Origin of the sequence: Thermaerobacter sp. FW80, assembly GCF_004634385.1 — a bacterium.
Classification (GTDB): domain Bacteria; phylum Bacillota; class Sulfobacillia; order Thermaerobacterales; family Thermaerobacteraceae; genus Thermaerobacter; species Thermaerobacter composti.
This window is the reverse complement of the sequence record NZ_CP037897.1, coordinates 1-8,456: the sequence shown is the minus strand read 5'-3', so window position 1 is coordinate 8,456 and position 8,456 is coordinate 1. Positions and strand designations below refer to the sequence as shown.

The window sequence follows — 8,456 nt, the reverse complement described above, 5'->3', positions numbered from 1 at the left end:
GGGTGGGCGAAGGCACCTTCCGCCTCCGGGTCCGGGGCAAGCGCAACAAGCATCGCATGATCTTCCTGGACAACGGCGCCGCCCAGGCGCTCGAAGCCTATCTCTCCATCCGGGGCGACTGGGACGGGCCGCTATTCGTGCGGGCCTACAAGGGCGGCCGCCTGAGCACTACGGGCATGACCCCGCAGACGGTTCGCCTCGTGCTCCAGCGGCGGGCGGCCGCGGCGGGCGTCGCCCACGTATCCCCGCATGATCTCCGGCGCTCCTGCGTTAGCGACATGCTGGACGCGGGCGTGGACGCGGTGACGGTGGCGAACCACGTCGGCCACGCCAGCGTTGAAACCACGCGGCGCTATGACCGGCGGGGCGAACGGGCGCTCCAGCAGGCGGCCCGCAGCCTGCATGTCCCGTTCTTCGGCGGGCCTCTGGTGAAGTAAAAGGCCCGCCGGGCATACGGCGGGCCAACGCTGGAGCTCGTGAACGCTTCTCCAGCGTATGCACGGGCGGCCGGGAATTATGACTCCTCGGCCTCCTCGGCTTCGTCGCCCAGGGCCTCCACGTACTCGATCATCTGGCGGGCCACCCCCCGGGCCAGGTCCACAAACGGGTCCTGCCCGGGCATGGCGCGGAGGAGCGTCGGCAGGAAGGGATGCGAAGGCATCCGCCCCTCCCGCGCCGCCTGGATGGACTCGCAATAGGCGCCCGCCACGTCCCGCCACGTGCAACGAACGGTGGCCCCGTCCTCGGTGGCAAGCGTCATGACTAGGCCCCGGGTCTTCTTCTCCAGGCGCTCAACGCGGCTCCGCAGGTTCATACGGCCACCGACCCCTTCTGCTGCTGCAAGGCTTCCTCCAGGGCCTCGATGCGGGCACTCAGGTCCGCCACTTCGACCGCCTTCAGGGCCGCCCCGGCCACGTAGGAAATGCAGCGGGCCTTCTCCAGCGTCCCCGCCTCCGGGTCATTCCGCACGGCCTCCATTTGCTCCATGAGGATGTCCAGGATTCGTTGCGCCACTTGGACGCGGAAGGGCGCCGGAACCGGGGTTTGACCCGGGGTTTGACTGAGGCCCGCCCGCTTAAGCCGCTTGTATTCCCGGTGGTAGGCTCGGCGCACTTCCGGGTCCTTGTAGGGCAAGGCTCGTCACCCCACCTTCTCGCGCTCGGTGATGTCCCGGGCCAGGTACTCCTCCCGCAGCCAACGGTCCACGGCCTTTACGGCTCCCCAGGCCCGCGGGGCGACCACCCGCCGGTCCAGCAGGTCCGCGGCCAGCAGGCCCAGGACGTAGCAGTATTCATCCCAGGCGGCCACCCGCTCTTGCCACCGCCAGCGGGTGGAATAACGCTTCAACGTGGTCAGCGCGGAGTTTAGCTTCACCGGGCGGGTGGAGCTTTCGAGCACCTTTTCCGCCACCCGCCGCAGGCACCGCCTGGACGGGGGCATTTCCTTGTAGATGCGGAAGTAGGCGTAGGCCTTCGCGGGTTCCCCGGGAAGGCGCTCCCAGGGAACCCGCTTGACCGCCACCGCTTTGCTCCGCTTCGTCGCCACCGCCATAGGGCCGGCCCCTCCCCGTTACTCGGCCACGGCCTCCGGCTCGGCCGCGGGCTCGCTTTCGGGCTGTTCGCCCTGCTCCTCCCGGTCGAACCAGTGAGTGAGGAGCAGGGCGTAATGGTGCGTCGCTCCGTCCTCGTTAATCGCCCGGGCGCCATTCTGAGCGGCCCGCTCGGCAGCGTCCAGGAAGTGACCAATGAACTCGGCGTATTCCGCCCGCCGCCGGGCAAGCTCCAGGACTTCGCGGGCCTCCCGCTCGGGCTCGGCCGCCAGCTTGTTGGCTTCCACCTTCAGGGCCTCGAAAAGCTCCTGCGTATCGCGGTTGCCACCCTCCACGTCGATACGGGCCTGGATGACTTCCTCCAGGTAGGCCTTCGCCTCCGGGTCCCCGGCCCGCCGCCGGTAGAGCTCGAACAGCTTCATAAGGGGCTGGCCCGTCACCACCGGCGCAAGCTGGGAAACCACCCGCTCATAGCGGTAGTCATTCAGCCAATCCCTCTCTGCTACGGCCTTCTCGGCCGCCTCGTGGGCGAACCGGGCCAGGTCCCGAACCGGGTAGGGCTCCCCGTCCAGGGAGGCCCGGGTCAGGATTCGCTCCGCTTCCCTGCGGGCTGCTGCGATTCGCTGCTGCGCCAGCTCCTCCAGGGCCTCCGGCGTATAGACGCGGGCCAATTCCTTGTCATTGCGGACCCTTGCGGCTTGCGCCATCCCCTGCTCCATAACGGCCACTGCCTGCATGGCGGCCGCCTTCAGCCGCTTGCGAAGCTCGACCATCTTCCTCCGGTTCAGAAGGCGCTTCATGTCCGGCCACCCCTTTCGCTGAATAGGGCTAGCTGTCGCCCCTGGCCCCGGGAGCGGGGCGCTTTCCGCTCGCCGGGATTTCCACCGCCCGCCGCCCGCAGGGGCACCAGACGGCGGCTTTCGCAATCGCCTTTACCACCGGCCGCTTACAGGACGGGCACCAGTAATGCGAGAGCTCCCGCCTCACGGAGCACCACCACCGCGGCCGGGCTCCCTGGCGGCCGCGGCCTCGGTGGCGGCCCCGCGGTAGTGCCAGGGCACGTCGATTCCGTAGTAAACGAACCCGGTACGAGTGCGGGTCTTTTCGAATCCCCGCTCCGCCATCCGCAGGCCAAAGGCCCGTTGACTCATGGGCCTCTCGCCGTAAACCTCACACCACGCCAAATAGGCGGAATACAGGTCCTTCGCAGCCACCACGGCGTCCGGCCGGAGGACGCAGGCATCCGCGATGAATTGGGCAAGCACGTCCATTTCCTCGCGGTAGGCCTCTGTCGCCCGCCGCACGGCCTCCGGGGCCTTAAGGCCTTCCCGTTGCCACAGCAGGCACCCCTCCACCGCCCACCGCAGGATCCCGGGCAGCTCCTCCCGGAGCTTGTCCGCCAGGTGCGGGTCCCGCTCGTCCTCGGGAATCGTCACCGTGAAGGGAATCAGGCGAATGCGACGCCAGACACCGTAATCCGTCCCGTGAATAACGGGCTTGTGGTTCGTGGCAAGCCAAACCTTGTGCGTCGGCTCGAACTCGAAGTAGTCCTGGCGCATATGGCGGGCCTTCACCCGGTCCCCGCCGGTGATAGCCTTCAAAAGCGGCTCATTCAGGCGCCCGTCCTCCTCTGTCTCGGAAGCCACCGCCAAACGGGCACCGAACAGGTCCGCAAGGACCGTCGGGTGCGAATCCCGCCGCCGCATCATCAGCAGGTCCGGGGCCACGGTCTTGCCGTAGGGGCCGAACAGGGCCAGCAGAGTGCGGAAGAACACGGTTTTGCCGTTTGCTCCAGGCCCCCAGGCGATAAAGGTCACGTGCTCGGAAACGTCGCCCGTCAGGGTGTAGCCCACGGCCTTCTGAACCCACTGGATCAGGTCCGCATCGTCCGCCAGGACGCGGCGCAGGAAGGCCTCCCACCGCGGCGCCCGGGCGTCCGGGTCATACTTCACGGGCGCAAGCTTCGTCAGGTAGTCCTCCCGCCGGTGGGGCCGGAGCTCGCCCGTCCGCAGGTCCAAGGTCCCGTTCTCCACGTTCAGCAGCCACGGGTCCCCGTCCAGGTCATCGGGCAGGACGGGCACCCCGGGCTCCGAAGCCGCGAGCTCCAACATGGCCCGAATCCGGGCGGCGGACTCGCTTTTCATGGCGTGCTTCGCCAGGGCCTTGCGGCGCTCAGGGTCGTCCACCCCGGCCGCCTCGGCGTACATGGCCCGCACGGTGTCCTTCGCCCGCCGCTCCACTTCGGCCACGTCGTCCACCCGCCAGCGGCGGCCATCCCACACCAGCCACCGGCCCCACGGGTGGCAATAGCGCAGGTCCCGGCCGTGACGGGCTACAAGGCGCCGGGCGTTGCCCAGGTCCGTTAGGTGCTCGGAATCCGGCGCCACCGTCACCGCGGGCTCCTCCTCGGCCGCCTCGCGGTGCGCGGCCTCTCGGCGGGCCGCCTCCCGGCGGGTGATGGACTCGACCACCTTCAGCACTTCGTCCTCCGGGAGCGGCGGGTCAAAACGGGCCTTGTTCAGCGCCAGGGCGGCGTCCAGGACGGTTTTCGGGTCCATTCCGGCCCGCAGCCACCCGCCTACGGCCCGGGCCAGCGTGTCGTTCCGCTCGCCTTCCTTCACCCGCTCTGCCAGACGGCGGCGCCAATCGGGGCGTCCGGGCTCCCCGGCCGGGGCCGCGGCCTTCGTCAGCAGGTCCAGCAGCCACCCCGGGGCTTCGGCCGGTTCGTGCTCGTCCGGGCGGCTCGATACTTCCCACTCATAGCGGCGCCCGCTCGCGTGAACCGAAGGCGGGACCACGATGTAACCGCCGTCACCCCGCACGTCCAGGCCCGGCGCCAGGCCCACCTTGTTGCCCACGGGGCGCCCAGGGTGGCGGAACAGCAGGTGACGGCCACCGCCGCCCGTGAGGCCTTCGACGGTATCCGGGAGCGGGCCATGCTCGGCCACCAGGGCCTCCAGGCTGTCCTCCCCGGCCTCCCCGTCCACGTCCAGCACGATAAACCCGCTCGCGGCGCCGGTCGCCACCGCCACGTTGGCCCAGGGCGCCCGGGTCCACCACCGCCGGATGATGTCCGGGTCCTTGGTGGCGTCCTTCACCCCATGCGGGGCTAGGCGGGCCACCGGATGCTTTCCGGGGCTGTCGCAGGACGGGTTCCCGCAGGTACACCGGCCGCCCCGGATGGAGTGAACCGGGAACACCGCCCACCCCAGGCGCTCGGCGTAGAACAGAGCGGCCTTCCCGCTCCGGCTCAATCCGCCGCGGCCGCCACCATCTTCCGGGTCCACGCGGCCGTTTTCGTGATAAACTGGCAGCAGGAAGGGCTCACTTCCTGCGGCGCCGCCACCCGTTAAATCGCCCGCGCAGTTGGTGGCGGCTTTCTCATTCCTCCGGTCCTCCATCACGTCACCCCCTCACTCGCCGCGGAACATGGCTTGCATCTCACGGCGCCACTCCTCATACTCCCGGGCCACCGGCGTTGGGTCGATTCCCAGGGGCCGCAGGCGCTCCCCGAACCATTCCGGGAACCGCTCGAAACGGCCACCCTCCAAATCCAGCAGGTAGCTCGGGTCTACGCGAACCAGGCGCCCGAAGTCGCGGCGGCTCATCCCCAGGGCTCGCCGGATGGCCCGTATCGGGTTTTCCCGGGCTCGCCTTGCCGCGGTCGCCTGCATTTTCCGTCACCCCCTCTTGTGCCTGGCGCAGGCAAATCGCTATATATAAAGGGCAGGGTACGCGGTGGCCCGCGCCGGTCGTGGCGCGGTCACCGGGAGCACAAAAAGCTCCATACTGCTGGACCGTTGCGCCGCCCGGGCCGCCAACCACGGGGCGGCGCTTTCGTTTACGATGTTACCATGCGGTGCCTACATTGGGAACACTAAGCCACGAGTCCCCGCGCTCCTGCTGAAATTCCCGAACCTTCCCAGTTTCCTCCTCGAAACCGCACCTAACAGGCGCCCTTGAGGACGGCCGCCACCCGCCGCGGCCGCGGCTGCGGCGGCCGTGTGAACCTTGTGAACCTTGTGAACCTTTTTCCGATATAACCCGGCGCTATATATAGGCGCTCTCTGCTTATATTGGACAAAGGTTCACATCGTTCACATCGTTCACGGCGCCCGGGTGGTCACCCCCAGGGCCACCACCGGCGGCGGCGCCGCCGCTCCTCCAGAAGCTCCCGCATCCGGGCCACAAGGCGGTCCTCGCGGGCCTCCTCTTGCTCGGCCTGACGAGCCAAGGCCTCACGGGCGGCGGCCAGCTCCTCCCGGAGCCGCCGGAGCTCGTCCCGCAGGGCCTCCGTCCGCCGCTCCACGGCCTCCTCCACCACGTCGGCCAGCAGGCCCCGCAGGACCGCGGCTGCTGCGTTGCTGCGGTGGCTGCTGCTGTCCGGCCCCACCGTCAGGGCGAACCGGGCACGCAGGGCCGCCTCCACTTCGTCCTTCGGCGCCCCGCTCCGCATGGCGTCCGCAATGGTTCGGAACACGTCCAGGGCCTCGGGCGGGTAGCGACGGCCGCGGCCTTCGCCAACGGACGGGATAAACTCAGCAAACCTGTCGCGGTAGTAGCGCACGGTCGATTCCGGCAGGTCCAGGTGGCGGGCTATATCCGCGATGGTCAGCAACTGCCTTTCCACGGTGGGGCACCCCCTCCGGGCGGGCGGTTCGCCGGCCCACCCCGGGCCTCCTCCGGGCCGCGGTTTTGTTGCGGACGTTGCGGTGGTAGGGGCTTGTCGGGGGCCTCCGGGAAGGGTAGATTACTAACTAGAATTAGAGTTCTCGGAACCTATCCTGGAGGGTGAACCCGCCATGTCCGAAGCCTTGCTCCCGGTCCCGAATGAGGCCTCCGCCCCCGTCGCCCGGGCGGCCGGAACGAACCCGGCCAAGGTTTATCTCGCCAGCCTGTCGCCCGGGAGCCGCCCCGCGATGGAACAGGTCCTGCGGCTCGTTGCGGAGCGGGCCGGGTACACGGTCGAAACCATGCCGTGGGCGCGGCTCCGCTACCAACACTTGCAGGCGCTCCGGGCGTCCTGGCTGGAGGAAGGTCTTGCGCCCGCCACCATCAATAAGCGCTTGTCCGCCCTGCGGGGCGTCCTCCGGGAGGCCTGGCGCATGGGGATGATTAGCGCGGAGGACTACAGGCGGGCCGCGGACGTTCCCAACGTAGAGGGGAAGCGGCTCCCGGCGGGCCGCAGCGTCACCCCGGGCGAACTCGCCGCCCTTATGGCGGCCTGCGCGGACGGGACCGCGGTAGGCATCCGGGACGCGGCCATTATCGCGGTGGCTTACGCAGGCGGCCTCCGGCGGGCGGAGCTCGCCGCCCTGCGCCGGGAGGACGTGGAGCGGGTGGGCGAAGGCACCTTCCGCCTCCGGGTCCGGGGCAAGCGCAACAAGCATCGCATGATCTTCCTGGACAACGGCGCCGCCCAGGCGCTCGAAGCCTATCTCTCCATCCGGGGCGACTGGGACGGGCCGCTATTCGTGCGGGCCTACAAGGGCGGCCGCCTGAGCACTACGGGCATGACCCCGCAGACGGTTCGCCTCGTGCTCCAGCGGCGGGCGGCCGCGGCGGGCGTCGCCCACGTATCCCCGCATGATCTCCGGCGCTCCTGCGTTAGCGACATGCTGGACGCGGGCGTGGACGCGGTGACGGTGGCGAACCACGTCGGCCACGCCAGCGTTGAAACCACGCGGCGCTATGACCGGCGGGGCGAACGGGCGCTCCAGCAGGCGGCCCGCAGCCTGCATGTCCCGTTCTTCGGCGGGCCTCTGGTGAAGTAAAAGGCCCGCCGGGCATACGGCGGGCCAACGCTGGAGCTCGTGAACGCTTCTCCAGCGTATGCACGGGCGGCCGGGAATTATGACTCCTCGGCCTCCTCGGCTTCGTCGCCCAGGGCCTCCACGTACTCGATCATCTGGCGGGCCACCCCCCGGGCCAGGTCCACAAACGGGTCCTGCCCGGGCATGGCGCGGAGGAGCGTCGGCAGGAAGGGATGCGAAGGCATCCGCCCCTCCCGCGCCGCCTGGATGGACTCGCAATAGGCGCCCGCCACGTCCCGCCACGTGCAACGAACGGTGGCCCCGTCCTCGGTGGCAAGCGTCATGACTAGGCCCCGGGTCTTCTTCTCCAGGCGCTCAACGCGGCTCCGCAGGTTCATACGGCCACCGACCCCTTCTGCTGCTGCAAGGCTTCCTCCAGGGCCTCGATGCGGGCACTCAGGTCCGCCACTTCGACCGCCTTCAGGGCCGCCCCGGCCACGTAGGAAATGCAGCGGGCCTTCTCCAGCGTCCCCGCCTCCGGGTCATTCCGCACGGCCTCCATTTGCTCCATGAGGATGTCCAGGATTCGTTGCGCCACTTGGACGCGGAAGGGCGCCGGAACCGGGGTTTGACCCGGGGTTTGACTGAGGCCCGCCCGCTTAAGCCGCTTGTATTCCCGGTGGTAGGCTCGGCGCACTTCCGGGTCCTTGTAGGGCAAGGCTCGTCACCCCACCTTCTCGCGCTCGGTGATGTCCCGGGCCAGGTACTCCTCCCGCAGCCAACGGTCCACGGCCTTTACGGCTCCCCAGGCCCGCGGGGCGACCACCCGCCGGTCCAGCAGGTCCGCGGCCAGCAGGCCCAGGACGTAGCAGTATTCATCCCAGGCGGCCACCCGCTCTTGCCACCGCCAGCGGGTGGAATAACGCTTCAACGTGGTCAGCGCGGAGTTTAGCTTCACCGGGCGGGTGGAGCTTTCGAGCACCTTTTCCGCCACCCGCCGCAGGCACCGCCTGGACGGGGGCATTTCCTTGTAGATGCGGAAGTAGGCGTAGGCCTTCGCGGGTTCCCCGGGAAGGCGCTCCCAGGGAACCCGCTTGACCGCCACCGCTTTGCTCCGCTTCGTCGCCACCGCCATAGGGCCGGCCCCTCCCCGT

General features: G+C 69.2%; 12 protein-coding genes. 2 read left to right on the top strand and 10 right to left on the bottom strand.

Annotated elements, in window-relative coordinates; translation table 11 throughout:
* Positions 1-2 precede the first annotated feature (2 nt).
* Positions 3-437 (top strand): tyrosine-type recombinase/integrase, encoded by a 435-nt coding sequence (locus E1B22_RS12595; protein WP_135226199.1) that lies wholly within the window; start codon positions 3-5, stop codon positions 435-437.
* 77 nt (positions 438-514) lie between these two features.
* On the opposite strand, the gene E1B22_RS12590 is transcribed toward E1B22_RS12595, so the two are convergent.
* From E1B22_RS12590 to E1B22_RS13990, 7 genes are all read right to left on the bottom strand, one after another.
* Entirely contained in the window at positions 515-814 is a 300-nt protein-coding gene (locus E1B22_RS12590; protein WP_135226194.1) for a hypothetical protein, read from the bottom strand.
* Positions 811-1,134 carry a hypothetical protein gene (locus E1B22_RS12585; protein WP_135226193.1) on the bottom strand — a complete coding sequence of 108 codons (324 nt, stop codon included), beginning with the start codon at positions 1,132-1,134 and terminating at the stop codon, positions 811-813. The genes E1B22_RS12590 and E1B22_RS12585 overlap by 4 nt, the downstream gene beginning before the upstream one ends.
* 6 nt (positions 1,135-1,140) lie before the next feature.
* Positions 1,141-1,551, bottom strand: a complete 411-nt coding sequence (locus E1B22_RS12580) for a hypothetical protein (RefSeq protein WP_135226192.1) — start codon at positions 1,549-1,551, stop codon at positions 1,141-1,143.
* An 18-nt stretch (positions 1,552-1,569) separates the two neighbouring features.
* Positions 1,570-2,349: a hypothetical protein gene (locus E1B22_RS12575; RefSeq protein ID WP_135226198.1), complete on the bottom strand. Its 780-nt coding sequence runs from the start codon at positions 2,347-2,349 to the stop codon at positions 1,570-1,572.
* A gap of 183 nt (positions 2,350-2,532) precedes the next feature.
* Positions 2,533-4,950, bottom strand: coding sequence for a phage/plasmid primase, P4 family (locus E1B22_RS13670; protein ID WP_135226197.1), 2,418 nt, complete (start codon positions 4,948-4,950; stop codon positions 2,533-2,535).
* Positions 4,951-4,962: 12 nt separating this feature from the next.
* Positions 4,963-5,223, bottom strand: coding sequence for a RodZ family helix-turn-helix domain-containing protein (locus tag E1B22_RS12565; protein ID WP_135226196.1), 261 nt, complete (start codon positions 5,221-5,223; stop codon positions 4,963-4,965).
* Between the two features lie 449 nt (positions 5,224-5,672).
* Complete coding sequence (locus E1B22_RS13990) at positions 5,673-6,179, bottom strand: MerR family transcriptional regulator (protein WP_305791227.1); 507 nt, start codon at positions 6,177-6,179, stop codon at positions 5,673-5,675.
* Positions 6,180-6,351: 172 nt separating this feature from the next.
* On the opposite strand from E1B22_RS13990, the gene E1B22_RS12555 reads away from it, so the two are divergent.
* The gene (locus tag E1B22_RS12555; protein ID WP_135226195.1) at positions 6,352-7,323 is read left to right on the top strand and encodes a tyrosine-type recombinase/integrase; all 972 of its coding nucleotides are present in this window, start codon (positions 6,352-6,354) and stop codon (positions 7,321-7,323) included.
* A 77-nt stretch (positions 7,324-7,400) separates the two neighbouring features.
* Here E1B22_RS12555 and E1B22_RS12550 read toward each other — a convergent pair whose 3' ends face one another.
* Genes E1B22_RS12550 through E1B22_RS12540 form a run of 3 tightly spaced genes read right to left on the bottom strand, consistent with a single transcriptional unit; the run spans position 7,401 to position 8,437 of the window.
* A complete protein-coding gene (locus tag E1B22_RS12550) occupies positions 7,401-7,700 on the bottom strand; it encodes a hypothetical protein (protein WP_135226194.1) in 300 nt (99 codons plus the stop codon).
* Complete coding sequence (locus E1B22_RS12545) at positions 7,697-8,020, bottom strand: hypothetical protein (protein WP_135226193.1); 324 nt, start codon at positions 8,018-8,020, stop codon at positions 7,697-7,699. The genes E1B22_RS12550 and E1B22_RS12545 overlap by 4 nt, the downstream gene beginning before the upstream one ends.
* A 6-nt stretch (positions 8,021-8,026) precedes the next feature.
* Positions 8,027-8,437: a hypothetical protein gene (locus tag E1B22_RS12540; RefSeq protein ID WP_135226192.1), complete on the bottom strand. Its 411-nt coding sequence runs from the start codon at positions 8,435-8,437 to the stop codon at positions 8,027-8,029.
* Between the last annotated feature and the right edge of the window lie 19 nt (positions 8,438-8,456).

Bases quoted from the DNA above. Each gene is read 5' to 3' on its own strand.
- E1B22_RS12590 (WP_135226194.1), bottom strand. From the start codon at position 814: ATGAACCTGCGGAGCCGCGTTGAGCGCCTGGAGAAGAAGACCCGGGGC.
- E1B22_RS12580 (WP_135226192.1), bottom strand. From the start codon at position 1,551: ATGGCGGTGGCGACGAAGCGGAGCAAAGCGGTGGCGGTCAAGCGGGTT.
- E1B22_RS12575 (WP_135226198.1), bottom strand. From the start codon at position 2,349: ATGAAGCGCCTTCTGAACCGGAGGAAGATGGTCGAGCTTCGCAAGCGG.
- E1B22_RS13670 (WP_135226197.1), bottom strand. From the start codon at position 4,950: ATGGAGGACCGGAGGAATGAGAAAGCCGCCACCAACTGCGCGGGCGAT.
- E1B22_RS12565 (WP_135226196.1), bottom strand. From the start codon at position 5,223: ATGCAGGCGACCGCGGCAAGGCGAGCCCGGGAAAACCCGATACGGGCC.
- E1B22_RS12555 (WP_135226195.1), top strand. From the start codon at position 6,352: ATGTCCGAAGCCTTGCTCCCGGTCCCGAATGAGGCCTCCGCCCCCGTC.
- E1B22_RS12550 (WP_135226194.1), bottom strand. From the start codon at position 7,700: ATGAACCTGCGGAGCCGCGTTGAGCGCCTGGAGAAGAAGACCCGGGGC.
- E1B22_RS12540 (WP_135226192.1), bottom strand. From the start codon at position 8,437: ATGGCGGTGGCGACGAAGCGGAGCAAAGCGGTGGCGGTCAAGCGGGTT.